The 15,849-nt window shown below is 75.1% G+C and carries 17 protein-coding genes and 2 tRNA genes; 10 read left to right on the top strand and 9 right to left on the bottom strand.

Features of this window, described 5'->3' with window-relative positions; genetic code table 11:
• Positions 1-138 precede the first annotated feature (138 nt).
• Positions 139-1,380 (top strand): beta-ketoacyl-[acyl-carrier-protein] synthase family protein, encoded by a 1,242-nt coding sequence (locus N866_RS02280; RefSeq protein WP_034222070.1) that lies wholly within the window; start codon positions 139-141, stop codon positions 1,378-1,380.
• A 242-nt stretch (positions 1,381-1,622) separates the two neighbouring features.
• Here the strand turns inward: N866_RS02280 and N866_RS02285 are convergent, their stop codons facing one another.
• Positions 1,623-2,123 (bottom strand): DUF3145 domain-containing protein, encoded by a 501-nt coding sequence (locus tag N866_RS02285; RefSeq protein ID WP_034222072.1) that lies wholly within the window; start codon positions 2,121-2,123, stop codon positions 1,623-1,625.
• A gap of 175 nt (positions 2,124-2,298) precedes the next feature.
• On the bottom strand, positions 2,299-2,790 hold the full coding sequence (gene def / locus N866_RS02290) for a peptide deformylase (RefSeq protein ID WP_034222074.1): 492 nt from the start codon (positions 2,788-2,790) through the stop codon (positions 2,299-2,301).
• Positions 2,791-2,972: 182 nt separating this feature from the next.
• Here def and N866_RS02295 point away from each other — a divergent pair, with 182 nt between their 5' ends.
• Both N866_RS02295 and N866_RS02300 read left to right on the top strand, forming a co-directional pair.
• Entirely contained in the window at positions 2,973-3,326 is a 354-nt protein-coding gene (locus N866_RS02295) for a YtxH domain-containing protein (RefSeq protein WP_052022273.1), read from the top strand.
• A 174-nt stretch (positions 3,327-3,500) separates the two neighbouring features.
• A complete protein-coding gene (locus tag N866_RS02300; RefSeq protein ID WP_034222076.1) occupies positions 3,501-3,698 on the top strand; it encodes a hypothetical protein in 198 nt (65 codons plus the stop codon).
• 16 nt (positions 3,699-3,714) lie between these two features.
• Here the strand turns inward: N866_RS02300 and N866_RS02305 are convergent, their stop codons facing one another.
• From N866_RS02305 to aceA, 3 genes are read right to left on the bottom strand one after another with little or no spacing between them, the layout of a single operon-like run.
• The gene (locus N866_RS02305; RefSeq protein ID WP_034222078.1) at positions 3,715-4,101 is read right to left on the bottom strand and encodes a DoxX family protein; all 387 of its coding nucleotides are present in this window, start codon (positions 4,099-4,101) and stop codon (positions 3,715-3,717) included.
• Positions 4,098-5,831, bottom strand: a complete 1,734-nt coding sequence (gene aceB / locus N866_RS02310) for a malate synthase A (protein ID WP_081802251.1) — start codon at positions 5,829-5,831, stop codon at positions 4,098-4,100. Before aceB ends, N866_RS02305 begins: the two co-directional genes overlap by 4 nt.
• A complete protein-coding gene (aceA, locus tag N866_RS02315; protein ID WP_081802252.1) occupies positions 5,828-7,222 on the bottom strand; it encodes an isocitrate lyase in 1,395 nt (464 codons plus the stop codon). Before aceA ends, aceB begins: the two co-directional genes overlap by 4 nt.
• A gap of 157 nt (positions 7,223-7,379) precedes the next feature.
• Between aceA and N866_RS02320 the strand changes: the two genes are divergently transcribed.
• Positions 7,380-8,873, top strand: coding sequence for a helix-turn-helix transcriptional regulator (locus N866_RS02320; protein WP_052022274.1), 1,494 nt, complete (start codon positions 7,380-7,382; stop codon positions 8,871-8,873).
• Between the two features lie 65 nt (positions 8,874-8,938).
• Here N866_RS02320 and N866_RS20760 read toward each other — a convergent pair whose 3' ends face one another.
• Positions 8,939-9,124, bottom strand: a complete 186-nt coding sequence (locus N866_RS20760) for a hypothetical protein (RefSeq protein ID WP_155855158.1) — start codon at positions 9,122-9,124, stop codon at positions 8,939-8,941.
• 159 nt (positions 9,125-9,283) lie between these two features.
• Between N866_RS20760 and N866_RS02325 the strand changes: the two genes are divergently transcribed.
• The 3 genes from N866_RS02325 (at position 9,284) to N866_RS02335 (ending at position 10,155) form a co-directional block, all read left to right on the top strand.
• Positions 9,284-9,357, top strand: a tRNA-Ile gene (locus tag N866_RS02325).
• 110 nt (positions 9,358-9,467) lie between these two features.
• Entirely contained in the window at positions 9,468-9,977 is a 510-nt protein-coding gene (locus N866_RS02330; RefSeq protein ID WP_034222080.1) for a hypothetical protein, read from the top strand.
• A 105-nt stretch (positions 9,978-10,082) separates the two neighbouring features.
• Positions 10,083-10,155 (top strand) — tRNA-Asn (locus N866_RS02335).
• 263 nt (positions 10,156-10,418) lie between these two features.
• Here N866_RS02335 and N866_RS02340 read toward each other — a convergent pair.
• Positions 10,419-11,762: a TrpB-like pyridoxal phosphate-dependent enzyme gene (locus N866_RS02340; protein WP_425393948.1), complete on the bottom strand. Its 1,344-nt coding sequence runs from the start codon at positions 11,760-11,762 to the stop codon at positions 10,419-10,421.
• Positions 11,763-11,943: 181 nt separating this feature from the next.
• On the opposite strand from N866_RS02340, the gene N866_RS02345 reads away from it, so the two are divergent.
• Positions 11,944-12,948 carry a L,D-transpeptidase family protein gene (locus tag N866_RS02345; protein ID WP_034222082.1) on the top strand — a complete coding sequence of 335 codons (1,005 nt, stop codon included), beginning with the start codon at positions 11,944-11,946 and terminating at the stop codon, positions 12,946-12,948.
• A 65-nt stretch (positions 12,949-13,013) separates the two neighbouring features.
• On the opposite strand, the gene N866_RS02350 is transcribed toward N866_RS02345, so the two are convergent.
• Positions 13,014-13,901, bottom strand: a complete 888-nt coding sequence (locus tag N866_RS02350; protein ID WP_052022275.1) for a DNA-3-methyladenine glycosylase family protein — start codon at positions 13,899-13,901, stop codon at positions 13,014-13,016.
• Positions 13,902-13,982: 81 nt separating this feature from the next.
• A complete protein-coding gene (locus tag N866_RS02355; protein WP_034222084.1) occupies positions 13,983-14,291 on the bottom strand; it encodes a hypothetical protein in 309 nt (102 codons plus the stop codon).
• A gap of 176 nt (positions 14,292-14,467) precedes the next feature.
• Between N866_RS02355 and N866_RS02360 the strand changes: the two genes are divergently transcribed.
• Both N866_RS02360 and N866_RS02365 read left to right on the top strand, forming a co-directional pair.
• Positions 14,468-15,235, top strand: a complete 768-nt coding sequence (locus N866_RS02360; RefSeq protein WP_081802253.1) for a DUF554 domain-containing protein — start codon at positions 14,468-14,470, stop codon at positions 15,233-15,235.
• A gap of 40 nt (positions 15,236-15,275) precedes the next feature.
• Positions 15,276-15,849, top strand: a 574-nt coding sequence (locus N866_RS02365; RefSeq protein WP_034222087.1) for an LLM class flavin-dependent oxidoreductase, incomplete at its 3' end; no start/stop codon positions are given.

Below are 15,849 nucleotides of genomic sequence, written 5' to 3' on the forward strand. Positions count from 1 at the left end.
CGTGACCCCCCGGGTCACGTCAGCACCCACCACAGCACCGGCCCCGCACGCCCCCGGCCCCGGCCGACGGCGCGGCGCCCGCCCCGCCCGCCCCTCGGGCGGACCCCGTCCGCGGCCCGCCGCGAACCTGGAGGAACCGTGACCACCGCACCCGACGTCGTCGTCACCGGTCTCGGCGCGACCACGCCGCTCGGCGGGGACGTGCCCAGCACCTGGCAGGCCGCCCTCGCCGGGACATCCGGCGCCCGGACCCTCGAGAACGACTGGGCCGACACCTACGAGATCCCCGTCCGCTTCGCGGCCCAGCTGGCCGTGCCGGCCGCGGACGTCCTGCCGCGGCCGGAGACCAAGCGGATGGACCCGTCCGCGCAGTACGCCATCGTCGCCGCGCGCGAGGCGTGGTCGGACGCGGGCTCCCCGGAGATCGACCCGGACCGCCTGGGGGTCGTCGTCTCCTCCGGCATCGGGGGCATCTGGACGACCCTCGACGCCTGGGACACCCTGCGCGCGAAGGGCGCCCGCCGCGTCCTGCCGATGACGGTCCCGATGCTCATGCCCAACTCCCCAGCCGCCTACGTCGAGCTCGAGCTCGGCGCCCGCGCGGGTGCCCACGCTCTCGTCTCCGCGTGCGCGTCCGGTGCGGAGGCGATCGGCTACGCCATCGAGATGATCCGCAGCGGCCGTGCCGACGTCGTCGTCGCGGGCGGCACCGAGGCGGCGATCCACCCCATGCCGATCGCGGCGTTCGCCGCCTCCCGCACGCTCTCGCTGCGCAACGACGACCCCGCCGGCGCGTCGCGGCCCTACGACGTCGAGCGCGACGGGTTCGTCCTCGGCGAGGGCGCCGGCATCGTCGTGCTGGAGAGCGCCGCGCACGCCGCCGCCCGCGGGGCCCGCGTCTACGCCCGGCTGTCCGGGGTGGGCCTGTCCGCCGACGGCTACCACATGACCTCCCCGGAGCCGACGGGCCGCGGTCAGATCGCCGCCCTGCGCGCGGCCCTGCAGGACGCTGAGGTCTCTCCCGCGGACGTCGTGCACGTCAACGCGCACGCGACGTCCACGGTCGTCGGTGACCTCATCGAGGCCCGCAGCGTCCGGGACGTGCTCGGGGACGCGGCCGACGGCGTCGCGCTCTCGGCCACGAAGTCCATGACGGGGCACCTCCTCGGGGGTGCCGGTGCGCTCGAGACGATCTTCACGGTCCTCGCGGTGCACGACCGCACCGCGCCGCCCACCATCAACGTCGACCAGCCGGACCCCGAGCTGGTCCTGGACCTCGTCCGCGAGCCGCGCGCGCTCCGCGCGGGCAGCATCGCCGCGATCAACAACTCCTTCGGGTTCGGCGGTCACAACGTAGCCCTGGTGGTCACCTCCGCCTGAGCCGACCCGACCCGGCCCCGCCGACCCGGCTCGGGTGGGCGAGGCATCCGGACAAGGGGCAGCGCCCGGCACCGATGGTGCCGGGCGCTGCGTCGTCCGGGTGCCGCCCCCACGGCCCGGACGAGGCGCCGGGACGGACGACGAGCGTCGGTCCCGACGGGTCTGTGCTCACCTCACGCGCTGGATGCTCACCGCACGCGCTGGTTGCTCACCTCACGCGCTGGTCCAGCCCACGGGGTGGTTCATCCCACGCGGTGGAGCCACCGTACCGGTGCGCCCGCGCCCGCGTAACGGAACGGCTCCAGCTCGTCGTCCCACGCCTGGCCGAGGGCCACGTCGAGCTCGCGCCGCAGCCGCTCGGGCTCCGCCGCGTGCTCCAGCGCCGCCCGGATGCGGTCCTCGGGCACGAGCGTGTTCCCGTGGACGTCCGTCACGGCGTGGAAGATGCCGAGCTCCGGGGTGTGGCTCCACCGGCCGCCGTCGGAACCGTGGCTGGCCTCCTCGGTCACCTCGTAGCGCAGGTGCGCCCAGCCGCGCAGCGCGGACGTGAGCCGCGCGCCCGTCCCCTGGGCGCCCTGCCAGGAGTGCTCGGCGCGGAACAGCCCCGGTGCGGCGGGCTGCTCCGTCCAGTCCAGCGAGAGGCGCGCGCCGAGGACCCCGCCGGCCGCCCACTCGATGTGGGGGCACAGAGCACGGGGTGCTGAGTGCACGAACAGGACACCGCGGGTGATGGCACCAGCCATGTCGATCCTCCTGATGGTCGAGGTTCGTCTTCCCCAACGACCTCGGACGTCTCAGGCGACCGCGTGGCACCTCTGCGGCGTACTGCGCCCAGCATGCCGTACGACCCCCGCCCGCGCCAGCACCCCCGCCGATCGTCCTCGGCCCGGGCTGGTGCGACGCGGGTGCGGCGACGGCTCAGGCGAGCTGCTCCCGCAGCGCCCGCATCGCCTTCTTGCGGACGGACCGCTCCAGGCGGTCCAGGTAGAGCTTGCCGTCCAGGTGGTCCACCTCGTGCTGGAGGCAGCGGGCCATGAGCTCCACACCCTCGACGACGACCTCCTTGCCGTCGAGGTCCTCCCCGACGACGCGCGCGTACCAGGCGCGCTGCGTGGGGTACCAGAGCCCCGGCACGGACAGGCAGCCCTCGTCGCCGTCCTGGTACTCGTCCTCGGACAGCTCGACGATCCGGGGGTTGAGCACGTACCCGATCTCGTCGTCGATGTTCCAGGAGAACGCCCGCAGGTTGACGCCGATCTGGTTGGCGGCCAGCCCCGCACGTCCCTCGTGGTCGACCGTCTCGAGCAGGTCCTCCACGAGCGACCGCACACGGTCGTCGACCGTGGTGACGGGGTCGCACGGAGTCCGCAGCACCGGGTCACCCACGGTGCGGATCTCTCTCATCGCCATGGCCCACATCCTTCCACGACGACGGCTGACCCCCGCTCCCGGTCCGGTCCGTCGCTCGCGCCGACCGGACCGCTGCCGACCCGGCGCGGTCCTGGCGCGCGGTCCGGGACGCCCCGACCTACGTTGGAGGCTTGGGGACGGCGCCCCGCGAGGCGCCCCCGTGCGAACGAGAGGGGATCATCATGAAGAACAAGGCAGTGTTCATGGCCGGCGGCGCCGTGGGCTACGTGCTCGGCACCCGCGCCGGACGCCAGCAGTTCGAGAAGATCAAGGTCCAGGCGCAGAAGGTCTGGGAGAACCCGAAGCTCCAGGAGAAGGTGTCCGGGGTGCAGGAGCAGGCGTCCGGCTTCGTCAAGGAGAAGGCGCCCGAGCTCAAGGAGAAGCTGCCCTTCGGCGGCGGCTCCGGTGGGCAGCACGCGGCGGACACCGCGACCGGCGCGCCGGTGAACACCCCCGACGAGCTGGGGACCTTCACCACCACGGGCACCGACGAGACCGAGCGGTCCACGGGGTTCAACGGCACCAGCCGGCTCTGAGGACGGCGGGCGCACGGGAATCAGCCCGCGGCGCCCGACCTCGAGCGTGGCGCACGAGGGCCGGGGCACGACGCCCCGGCCCTCGTCGTCTCCGGGCGCTCGTCCCCACCGCGCCACGCGGTCCGGCCTGCCCGTCCGGCCTGGGCGCGCCCCCGGACCGGGCACACTGTCCGGGTGGAAGCGCTGCCCCTCGCCCTCGGAGCCGTCCTGACCCTCGTCGGCGCCCTCCTGCTCGTCACCGCCTACCGGCACGGCCAGGCGGGACGGGTCGAGGCCGAGCGCCGCACGTTCCGGTGGTCCGTCGCGGGTCTCGCCGCCGGCTCGCTCCTCTTCCTGCTGGGCACCGTCCTGGCGAACCCGCTCCCGGCCTGACCGGCGGCCCCCGTGGCTACCGGGCCTCCCGGGCCTCCTGGGCCACCCGGACCGCCCAGAGCACCAGCGGCACCTGCAGCGGGAGCCGGCCCCACGCGACGGCGCGGTAGGCGGGCCGGCCACGCCGGGACCGCACCGCCATGGTGACGTTGCCGGGGAGCACGGCGACGAACAGGGCCACCGTGGCCCAGGCGCCCGCGCGCCGGCTGGTCGGGTGGGCGAGCGCCGCGGCGCACGCGAGCTCCGCCACCCCGCTGCCGAGCACCCACGGCCGGGGCGGCCCGAGGCGCCGCGGGATGAGGTGCTCGAACGGGCGTGGGGTCACGAGGTGGAACGTCCCTGCGACGGCGAGCAGGGCTGCCAGCCCGGCAGCCCTGCCCGTCGTCCGGTGGCTGTCGGTCATCCGGCCACGGTAGCCGCCCCGTCGGGGTCCCGGTCCCCGGCACCCGGGCCGTCGGCCCGCTCGACCAGGTGCTGGGAGTACGCGCACAGGGTCAGGAACGTCGGGAACGCGTCCGCGAGCGCGACCTGCCGCAGCACGTCGGCGGCGTCGTCGTACCGGTCCCCCGTCGACCGCGGCAGCTCGGCGAGCACCTCGCCGAGGACCCGCTCGACGGACGCGCGGGTGAGCGGGGTCCCCTCGGCGGTGACGACCTCGTGGTGCACCCACTGCCACAGCTGGGAGCGGGAGATCTCCGCGGTGGCCGCGTCCTCCATGAGGTGGTCGATCGCCGCGGCCCCGGTGCCCCGCAGCCACGACGCGAGGTACCGCAGCGCGACGGACACGTTCGTCCGCACGCCGGCGTCCGTGACCTCGCCCGTCGCCGAGGCGACGTCGAGCAGGTCGCGGGCGGTCACGACGACGTCGTCGCGCAGCCGGTGGAGCTGGTGCGGGCGGGCGCCGAGGACCTCGTCGAACACGTCGCGGGCGACGGGCACGAGGTCGGGGTGGGCGACCCACGTGCCGTCGTAGCCCGCGGTGGCCTCGCGCTGCTTGTCCGCCCGCACCTGCTCCAGCGCCCGGGCGGTCACCGCAGGGTCCCGCCGGTCGGGGATGAACGCCGACATCCCCCCGATGGCGTGGGCGCCCCGGCGGTGGCAGGTCGCGACGAGGAGCTCGGTGTAGGCGCGCAGGAACGGCACCGCCATCGTCAGCCGCGACCGGTCCGGCAGGACGTACCGCCGCCCGCGGGAGCGGAACGTCTTGATGACGCTGAACAGGTAGTCCCAGCGCCCCGCGTTGAGGCCCGCGCAGTGGTCCCGCAGCTCCCAGAGGATCTCCTCCATCTCGAACGCTGCCGGCAGCGTCTCGATGAGGACGGTCGCGCGGATCGTGCCGTGCGGCAGGCCGAGCATCTGCTGCGCCACGACGAAGACGTCGTTCCACAGCCGGGCCTCGAGGTGGCCCTCGAGCTTGGGCAGGTACAGGTACGGCCCCCGGCCCGCGTCGACGAGCAGCCGCGCGTTGTGGAACAGGTAAAGCCCCGCGTCGACGAGGCTCGCGCAGGCCGCCACCTCCTGGCCGGCCCGGTCGACGTAGGCCAGGTGCTTCTCGGCGAGGTGCCAGCCTCGCGGCCGCATCACCACGGTCGGCGTCGTCGGGCCGACGCGGTACTCCTTGCCCTCGGCGGTCGTGAAGTCCAGCCGGCCGCGGAACGCGTCGAGCAGGCTGTGCTGCCCGCCGACGACGTTCCGCCAGGTCGGGGACGTGGCGTCCTCGAGGTCGGCCAGCCAGACCTGCGCCCCGGAGTTCAGCGCGTTGACCGCCATCCGGCGGTCGGTGGGCCCGGTGATCTCCACGCGCCGGTCCTCCAGCCCCGGGCCGGCACCGGCCACCCGCCACGTGCGGTCCGCGCGCACGTGGGCCGTCTCGGGCAGGAAGCCGGGGTCGGCGCCGTCGGCGTACCGCTGCCGGCGCTCCTGGCGCGCGGCGAGCAGCTCGTTGCGCCGCCCGAGGAACCGCGTGTGCAGCGCGGCGACGAACGCGAGCGCCTCGTCGGTGAGCACCTCCGCGCTGCCGGGGACCTCGGGACCGACGACGCGCAGGGTGCCGGGAGCCGTCCCGTCGGCCGCGGGGGCCCACGTCCCCGGCGTCGTCGTCGTGGTGGTGCGCGGGAGCGCCGTCGTGGTCATCGCTGCTGCCCTCCGGTGAACTGGGCCGTCTCCGTGGAGCCGGCCATGGCGGTCGTGGTGCTGCGGGGGTCGATCGTGGTCGCGACCCGGTCGAAGTAGCCGGTGCCGACCTCGCGCTGGTGGCGCGTGGCGGTGTAGCCGTCGGCCTCGGAGGCGATCTCGGCCTCCTGGAGCTCGACGTAGGCGCTCATCCCCCGGGCCGCGTAGCCACGGGCGAGGGTGAACATCGAGTGGTTCAGGGCGTGGAAGCCGGCGAGGGTGACGAACTGGAACCGGTAGCCGTAGGCGGCCAGCTCGCGCTGGAAGCGGGCGATCGTCGCGTCGTCCAGGTGGGCCCGCCAGTTGAACGACGGGGAGCAGTTGTAGGCCAGCAGCTTGCCCGGGAAGCGGGCGTGGATGCGCTCGGCGAACTCCCGCGCCAGGGCGAGGTCCGGCTCGCCGGTCTCGACCCAGAGCATGTCGGCGTACTCCGCGTAGGCCAGGCCCCGGGCGACGACGGCGTCCAGGCCGGGGCGGACGCGGTGGTAGCCCTCCGCGGTGCGCTCGCCGGTGAGGAACGGGTGGTCGCGCTCGTCGACGTCGGAGGTGAGCAGGTCCGCCGCGAGGGCGTCGGTGCGGGCGATCACGACGGTCGGGACGTCCGCCACGTCCGCCGCGAGCCGTGCCGCACTCAGGGTGCGCACGTGCTGGGAGGTGGGCACCAGGACCTTGCCGCCCAGGTGACCGCACTTCTTCTCCGCCGCGAGCTGGTCCTCCCAGTGCACCCCGGCGGCCCCGGCGGCGATCATCGCCCGCATGAGCTCGTAGGCGTTGAGCGGGCCTCCGAAGCCGGCCTCGGCGTCGGCGACGATCGGGGCCAGCCACTCCCGGCGCGGCGCCCCGTGCTCGGCCGTCTCGACCTGGTCCGCGCGCAGCAGGGCGTTGTTGATCCGCCGGACCACGGCCGGCACCGAGTCCGCCGGGTACAGGCTCTGGTCGGGGTAGGTCTGGCCCGCGAGGTTCGCGTCGGCCGCGACCTGCCAGCCCGAGAGGTAGATCGCCTCCAGGCCGGCACGGACCTGCTGGACCGCCTGGTTCCCGGTCAGCGCCCCGAGGGCGGCGACGAGGTCGCGGGAGTGCAGCAGCTCCCAGAGCCGCTCGGCGCCCCGGCGGGCGAGCGTGTGCTCCTCGCCGAGCGAACCGCGCAGGGCGACGACGTCGGCCGGGCTCCAGTCGCGCCGGACCCCCGACCAGCGGGGGTCGGTCGCCCAGGCCCGGGCGAGCTCGTCGGCGCTGCGGCGGTGGTCCCCGGCCCGGATCGGCGCCGCCCCCTGCGCGGCGTCGGTCCTCGTCGGGTCGCCGACCGTGCGCGGGGCGGTGGCGGGGCTGGTCGTCGTGGTCGTGGTCGTCATGGCCTTCTCCTCGATGTCGAGCGGTCGCCGGGTCGGCTGTGCTCACCACCGTGGGGCAAGGTCAAGGGGTCTTGGGGCGTCCGGGACGCAGAAGAAGTCGCGTTCTTCTACTCCCGAGAACCTCCCGGGGACGGCGCCCGGGATGCCACGGTGAGTCATGGCACCCGCGACCCCGTCCCGAGCCGCCCGCCCCGCCGCCGTGGCGTCCGCCGGCCCCCCGTCCGCGGTCGACCCGCTCGTCATCGGCCGGCGCGTCCGGCACCTCCGGACGCACCGCGGCATGACCCTGGAGGACCTGGGCGCCGCCGTCGGCCGGGCGCCGTCCCAGATCTCCGTCCTGGAGAACGGCCGCCGCGAGGCGCGGCTGTCGCTCCTGGAGCAGGTGGCCTCCGCCCTGGGCGTGACGCTGGCCGACCTGCTGTCCCCCGAGCCGCCGAGCCGCCGGGCCGCGCTGGAGATCGAGCTGGAACGCGCGCAGCGCGGGCCCCTGCACGCGGCGCTCGGGCTGCCGCAGGTCAAGGTCGGCCGGTCGCTGCCCACGGACGCGCTGGAGACGGTGGTCGCCCTCCAGCGGGAGATCGCCCGGCTGCTCGGCGAGCGCGCCGCCACGCCCGAGGAGGCCCGGCGCGCCAACACGGAGCTGCGCGCCACGATGCGCGACCAGGACAACTGGTTCGGGGACCTCGAGGCCCACGCCCGCGCGCTCCTGGACGCCGTCGGGCACACCGGCGGCCCCCTCTCCCAGCGCGCCACCGCGGAGATCGCCGCCCACCTGGGCTTCACGCTGCACCACGTGCACGACCTGCCGCACTCGACCCGGTCGGTCACGGACACGGCGCACGGCCGGATCTACCTCCCGCACGCGCCGAGCGCCTCGACGGACCCCCGGTCGGTGGTGCTCCAGGCCGTGGCCGCGCACGTGCTCGGCCACGGCGAGCCGGCCGACTACGGCGACTTCCTGCGCCAGCGCGTGCAGACCAACTACCTCGCGGCCGCCGTGCTGGTGCCCGAGGACGCCGCCGTCGCCATGCTGAGCAGCGCCAAGGCCGAGCGGCGGCTGTCAGTGGAGGACCTGCGCGACGCGTTCGGGGTGCCGTACGAGACGGCGGCGCACCGGTTCACCAACCTCGCGACGCGGCACCTGGGCATCCCCGTGCACTTCATGAAGGTGCACGAGGACGGCACGCTGCACAAGGCGTACGAGAACGACGGCGTCCGCTTCCCCAGCGACGCGCTCGGCGCCATCGAGGGCCAGCCGGTGTGCCGGCGCTGGACCGCCCGCGTCGTCTTCGCGGTGCCGGACCGGTTCAGCCCCTACTACCAGTACACGGACACGCCGACGGGCACGTACTGGTGCACCTCACGCGTCCAGGGCGGGGCCGAGGGGACGTTCTCGGTGAGCGTCGGCGTGCCCTTCGCCCAGGTGCGGTGGTTCCGCGGGCGGGAGACCAAGGAGCGCGCGGTCTCGCGGTGCCCGGAGCCGGACTGCTGCCGCCGCCCACCCTCGGACCTCGCCGCGCGGTGGGAGGGACGTGCGTGGCCCGCAGCCCGGCCGCACGCGAGCATGCTCGCGGCCCTGCCCGTCGGCGCGTTCCCCGGCGTGGACCAGACGGAGGTGTTCGCGTTCCTGGACCGACATGCCCCGGAGTGACGTGCGCCGCTGGGCTCGGTCCGGCCGGTCCGGAGGTCGCCCGGCACGCAGGTGCGCGGGCGCGCTCAGCTCCGCTCGCGCTGCCGGAACTCCTCGATCATCTGCCGGGCCTGGAGGCGGTAGAGCTGCTCGAGGTCCCGACGCAGCAGCGCCAGACGCTCCGGGGAGGCCTTCTCGGTCTGGGCGCGGCGCACGGCGTCGCGGGCTGCGCTCACGTCCGCGTCCGTCACCACCACCACCAGTTCGTCCACGCGTGCAGTCTGTGCGGATCCGGTCGCCAGGACCAGCGGTGGCGCCGATTTTCACCCGTGAGAAAGACGCGGTGCGGCCGAACCCGCCGCCGGATCGCGATCCGAGCGCTCCCCCGACGCCTCGAGCCCTCGCGCCCTTGCTAGCCTGGCGCACCGCGAGGGCCAGTAGCTCAGCCGGTCAGAGCAGCGGACTCATAATCCGTCGGTCGTGGGTTCAAGCCCCACCTGGCCCACCTCCTCGTGGAGTGCTTCGGCTGACGGTTGACGGTGAGGCGGCTGATCCGTGACACCGACGTCTGCTGACGCGCAGAGGCACACCCCTGGTACCGCCTACCGTGGACCCATGCCCCTGCTGCGCCGCCGACGCCCGACCCTTCCCGACGCGGTCCGCGCGCGCCTCGGGCTCACCGGGCCGGACGCGCCCCTGGCGGCCGGGCCCACGACGACCGGAGGCTGGATCGTCGCCACCCGGAGCGGGCTGGTCGTCGACGGCACGGAGGTGCTCCGCCGGGCCTGGACCGACGTCGACGGCGCCCGGCTGGACCCGGAGTCGGGAGCGCTCACGGTGACCTGGGTCGACGGCACGCCGGCGACGGTCGTGCCCCTGGTCGAGGACGCCGCACGGGCCGTCGCCCGGGCCGTCCACGACCGGGTGCAGTCCTCGGTCGTGCACGGCGAGAAGGTCGAGCTGGACCGGGGTCGTACGGTGCGCGTCGTCCTGCGCCGCACCGTCGACGGCACGCTCGTCACCCAGGTGATCGGCGCGGGCGACGTCGACCTCACCGACCCAGCGACCGCCGCCGCGGTCGACGCCGCGGAGGCCCGGGTGCGCGAGGCCGCGGGGCTGCGCTGAGGAGCCGGCGACGGGTCACCACGGCCCCGCCGGCACCCCGCCCGCGCCGCGACACGCCGGTGCCCGAGGACCGCCGGAGTTCGGGTAGCATTGCGAACCGCGCGATCCCGCGTAGCTCAATTGGCAGAGCATCCGACTGTTAATCGGACGGTTACTGGTTCGAGTCCAGTCGCGGGAGCACAGGAGAACCGCAGGTCAGGCCCCGTCTCCACGGGGCCTTCTGCATGTCCGTGCGCACCGCCTGCCCACACCCTGCCCACCCGTGCCCATCGGGGCCGGTCGTGCACCAAGCCGGACGGGCTTGGCCGGCGGTCGTACCGTGCGGCGGGGTGACCCGCTCTTCGTCGCGTGAGCCGTCATCCGGTCCTGGCACCGAGCCGGAGCGCCGCGGCACGACGACGCGCGCGTCATCCCATCGCGGCGGCCCCGCGTCCGACCTCGTCAGACGTACGCGGAGTAGGCGGCCAGGTCCAGCACGCCGTTCCCGGACAGTCCGATGACGACGACCTCGCCGTCGGAGGCGGACGTCCGGGCGTACGCCATCGCCGCCGCGACGGCGTGGGTCGACTCCGGAGCGGGGATGAGCCCCTCGGCGCGGGCGAACTCGATCCCGGCGGCGAAGGCGTCGTCCTGCTCGACGGCCACCGCCTCCATGAGCCCGAGCTCCACCGCGTGCGACACCATCGGTGACATCCCGTGGTACCGCAGCCCACCCGCGTGGATGGCCGGCGGCACGAAGTCGTTGCCGAGCGTGTGCATCTTGAGCAGCGGCGTCAGACCGGCCACGTCGCCGTGGTCGTACCGGTACTCGCCCTGCGTCAGCGACGGGCACGCGGCCGGCTCGCAGGCGACGGCGCGCGTCGTCGTCCCCTCGCGGAGGTTCTGCCCGATGAGCGGGAAGGTGAGGCCACCCAGGTTCGACCCGCCGCCGGCGCAGCCGAAGACGACGTCGGCCTGGCGCTCCCCCGCCTCGGCGAGCTGGACGAGCACCTCCTGCCCGATGACGCTCTGGTGGAGCATGACGTGGTTGAGCACCGAGCCGAGGGAGTAGTGGGCTCCCGGGTCCTTCACGGCCGCCTCGACGGCCTCGCTGATCGCCATGCCCAGCGACCCGGTGGTGTCGGGGTCCTTGGCGAGCATCGCGCGCCCGGCCTCGGTGAGGTCCGACGGCGACGGGTGGCAGATCCCGCCGTAGGTCTCCATCTGCATCCGCCGGTACGGCTTCGAGTCGTAGGAGGCACGGACCTGCCACACCTCGCAGGTCATCCCGAGCAGGGCGCACGCCATGGACAGGGAGGCGCCCCACTGCCCGGCGCCCGTCTCCGTGGTGAGGCGCATGACCCCCTCGACGGCGTTGTAGTACGCCTGCGCCACCGCGGTGTTCGGCTTGTGGGAGCCGACCGGGCTGACACCCTCGTACTTGTAGTAGACGCGTGCCCGGGTCCCGAGGGCCCGCTCGAGGCGGTGGGCGCGGACCAGCGGGGAGGGCCGCCACATCGCATAGATCTCCCGCACCGTCTGCGGGATCTCCACGTACCGCTCGGTGGTGACCTCCTGCTGGATGAGCGCCATCGGGAACAGCGGTGCGAGGTCCTCCGGGCCGAGCGGCTCGTGGGTCCCGGGGTGCAGGTGCGGCGGCACCGGCACGGGCAGGTCCGCCGCGAGGTTGTACCAGTGCGTCGGCACCGTGGACGGCACCTCGACGCCGAGCGGCTCCAGCGGGCGGGGGCCCGGGATCGTGGACGGCGCGGCGCCGCCCTCGGCAGTGATGTCGGCTGCGGCCACGGGCTGCACCTTTCGTCCTCGGGAGGTGTGGCGGGAGGATAGCGCCCGACGGCCGGCTCGCGGGTCCGCCGATCACGGCGCGTGGGTCCGCCACGCCAGGCACCGCAGGACCCGTCGATCCGGCCCGCCCGCACGCCAGGATGGGGAGGGGGCCGCGCGGCCGTCCGAGCTGGGGGTAGCCATGTCGATCCGCACCACGCCGTCGTCGCGTCTCGGGAGGCGACGCACCGTCCTGGCCGGTGCGCTCGCCGTCCTGGTCGCCGCGGCGTCGTCGCTGTCCGGCTGCACCGCCGCACCGGTCACCTCGAGCGAGGCTCCGTCGGCTCCGTCGGCGCCGTCGGCTCGGCCTTCCCCCAGCGACGCCTCGCCCCGACCCGTGACCTCCGCGCCACCGGTCGATCCCACCCCACCCGTCGCGACGCCCTCCCCGTCCGCGACACCCTCCCCGTCCGCGACCTCGACCCCGTCCGCGACCGCCCCACCGGTCGAGCCGGGCGAGGACGTCACACCCACCCCGCCGGCACCCGAGCCCACTCCGACCGAGGAGGCCTCCCCTGCCGCGCCGGAGAGCGCCGAGCCCGGTGCCCTGCGTCGCGGGGACTCGGGCGAGGCCATCCTGGCGCTGCAGCAGCGCCTGGACGACCTGGGCTACTTCGTCAACCGGGTCGACGGCGACTTCGGCGCGGGCACGCAGCAGGCGGTGTGGGCGCTCCAGAAGGTCGCGGGTCTGACCCGTGACGGGATCGTCGGCCCGGCGACGAGGGCGGCACTCGAGGCGGGGGTCCGGCCGACGCCGCGCACGACCACGGGCCGGGTGATCGAGATCGACCTCGACCGGCAGGTCCTGCTCGCGGTCGACGACGGCGTGGTCACGCGCATCGTCAACGCGTCGTCGGGCAACGGCGAGACCTACACGGCGCTGGGCCGTCAGCTGCGCGCCACCACGCCGACGGGCAGCTTCGAGCTGTTCCGGCAGATCGACGCGATGCACGAGTCCACGCTCGAGCTCGGATCGATGTACCGACCGAAGTACTTCCACCACGGCTGGGCCGTCCACGGGTCGGCGTCCGTGCCGCCCTGGCCCGCCTCCCACGGGTGCGTCCGCGTGTCGAACGCCGCGATGAACTGGATCTGGGACACCTGGGGGGCGCCCCTGGGCACCACGGTGCTCGTCCACAGGAGGTGACAGCGCGCGGGTCGGGCAGGCGCGCGGGTCGGGCAGGCGCGCGTGTCGGACGCCGGCGGGGGAACCTACGCCGGGCCGACTGCTGACGCCCACAGGTGGTGCAGCGCGTAGGACCGCCAGGGTGCCCAGCACCGCGCCCGGTCGCTCGCGCTCCCGGGGTCCGACGCGACCCCGAGCCGGAGCAGCGCGTTCCGCACACCGGCGTCCGTCGGCAGGAAGACGTCGCCGTCGGCCAGGGCCCGCATCCTGATGTAGCCGGCCGTCCACGGACCGATCCCGGGCAGCGCCAGGAGCCGACCTGTGACCTCGTCCGGGTCCTCCTCGGGGCCCAGCCGCACCCCGCCGTCGGCGGCGGCCGCCGCGAGCGCCCGCAGGGTCCGGCGGCGGCTGCTCGGCATGGCCGGCAGCCGCGACTCCCCGGCGCGAGCCAACGTCGGCATGTCGGGGAACAGGTGCGTGACGCCTCCGCGGGGGGCAGGGAGCGGCTCCCCCAGCGCCTTCACCAGACGGCCCGCGAGCGTCCGGGCGGCCGCCACGGACACCTGCTGTCCGAGCACCGCCCGCACGGCGAGCTCCTCGCCGTCGACGGCGCCCGGTGAGCGGCGCCCGGGTGCTGCACGCACCAGCGGCCCGAGCAACGGGTCGGCGCCCAGGTGCGTGTCGACCGTCGAGGGGTCGGCATCGAGGTCGAGGAGCCGGCGGAGCCGCTGCACCGCGTCGGCCACGTCACGGCCGTCGCTCGGCCACAGCGTGCACTCGAGGTGCGGCGACCCCACCGCGGGGCGCACCTCGGCGACCGCCGGACCGCCCGGCAGCCGCAGCGACCTGCGGTAGGTGTCGCCGTCCACCACCTCGACCCCGGCGACCGCCCGGGCACGGAGGAACGCCATGAGACCCGGGTGGTGCAGCGGTGGCCGGAACGGCAGGCGGACGGTGACGGCGCCGGCATCCATGGCGCGAGTCTGCTGGACCCGCGACCGCGCCGTCACCGGGCGCGCGGGCGCCCGGCTCGGGTGCGAGCCCGGACGGTCCCGTCAGCCCACCGGGACGACCGACCGCCAGCCCTCACCGGCCGGTGCGACGCCCGGGGGCAGGTCGGCCGTCGCGACGACGACGTCCCTGCCGGTACCGGAGACCCTCTCCCACCGGCTGCCGTACGAGTGGTCCACGACCACGTCGGGCGGCGTGGCGGCGAGGTCCGCCTCGTCGAGGAGCTCGGTCGTCCCGCTCTCGGGGCCGGCGGCCCAGAACACCGCAGGGTGGGGGTGGTAGCTGGCCCACTCCCACTTCCACTGGCGCTGGACCTGCTCCCAGTGGCAGATGGTCTCCGTCGTCTCGGACATCCGTCGTCACCTCCTGGACGGGGGCGCCCCGTTGCGCCCGTGTCCCCCTGATCGTGGCACTCCCGTCCCGCAGGAGGGCGGACCAACGGCCCTTCCCGACGGCGCCGCGCCGGGCTCCCCCGGCCGTTGCGGCGGCGCGGCCCACGAGCCGCTCCCCCGGCCTCTACAGTTCCCGCGTGGACGGCGCTCTCCCGGGTCTGGGGACCCTGATCAACATGACGACGATCGTCGTCGGCTCCCTCGTCGGGATCGCCGTCGGGAACCGGCTGCACGCCCGCACGCGCGGCGTCGTCACCGACAGCCTCGGGCTCGTCACGCTCCTGCTCGCGGCGCTGTCCGCCGTCGCCGTGACCGACGCGGTCTACGTCGACGCGCTGCCGACCGGCGCGCCCGTCCTCGTCGTGCTCGGATCGCTGCTCATCGGCGGGATCGCCGGGTCCCTCCTGCGCCTGGAGGAGCGCCTCGCGGGCCTCGGCGGCAAGGTCCACACGTGGACCACGCGACGGTGGCGCGGTGCGGACCTGGCCGGGCGGGAGCGGTTCGTCGAGGGCTGGCTCACCGCCTCGCTGCTGTTCTGCATCGGCCCGCTCGCCGTGCTCGGCAGCCTGTCCGACGGGCTGGGCCGCGGGATCGAGCAGCTGCTCCTGAAGTCGGTCCTGGACGGGTTCGCCGCCCTCGCGTTCGCCTCGACCTTCGGCATCGGTGTGCTGCTCTCCGCGGTGTCCGTCGGGGTCGTCCAGGGCGCCCTGACGCTCCTGGGGATGGTCCTGGGCCAGTTCCTGCCCGAGCCGCACCTCGCCGCGCTCACCGCGACCGGCGGCCTGCTGCTGGTCGGCATCGCCCTCCGGCTGCTCCGCATCCGGGAGGACCTGCCCGTGGCGGCGATGCTGCCGGCCCTCGTCGTCGCGCCCCTGCTGACCGAGCTGGTGCTGCGCCTGTCCTGAGCCTGTCCGAGCCCGTCCCGAGCCGTCCCGAGGAGGACCCATGACCGTCACGAGCCTCACCGTCGGGGCCCTGCTCCCGCGGGACCTGCCCGCCGCCGACCTGCCGGCCTTCGTGCGGGACGCGGAGGCGCTCGGCTTCGACGAGCTGTGGGTGGTGGAGGACTGCTTCTTCCGGGGCGGCGTCGCGCAGGCCGCCGTCGCCCTCGCCACGACGTCGCGGATCAGGGTGGGCGTGGGCATCCTGCCCGCCGCCGCGCGCAACGTGGCGTTCGAGGCCCTCGAGCTGGCCACGCTCGCCGAGCTGTTCCCCGGCCGCCTCGTGGCGGGCGTCGGTCACGGGATGCCCGCGTGGATGCGCCAGGTCGGCGCCTGGCCTGCGAGCCCGCTCACGCTGCTCGAGGAGCACCTCGCCGCCCTGCGCTCCCTCCTGCACGGGGAGGAGGTCACCACGGACGGGCAGCACGTCCGCCTCGACCGCGTCCGGCTGGAGGCGCCGCCGGCCGTGCCGCCCCCGGTGCTGGCAGGCGTGCGCGGCCCGCGCTCCCTCGCCGTCGCCGGACGGCACGCCGACGGCGTCGTCCTCGCCGAGCCGGGCACGACGGCCTACGTCCGGG

The sequence above is a fragment of the Actinotalea ferrariae CF5-4 genome (assembly GCF_000603945.1).
In the GTDB taxonomy this organism is placed as follows: Bacteria; Actinomycetota; Actinomycetes; order Actinomycetales; family Cellulomonadaceae; genus Actinotalea; species Actinotalea ferrariae.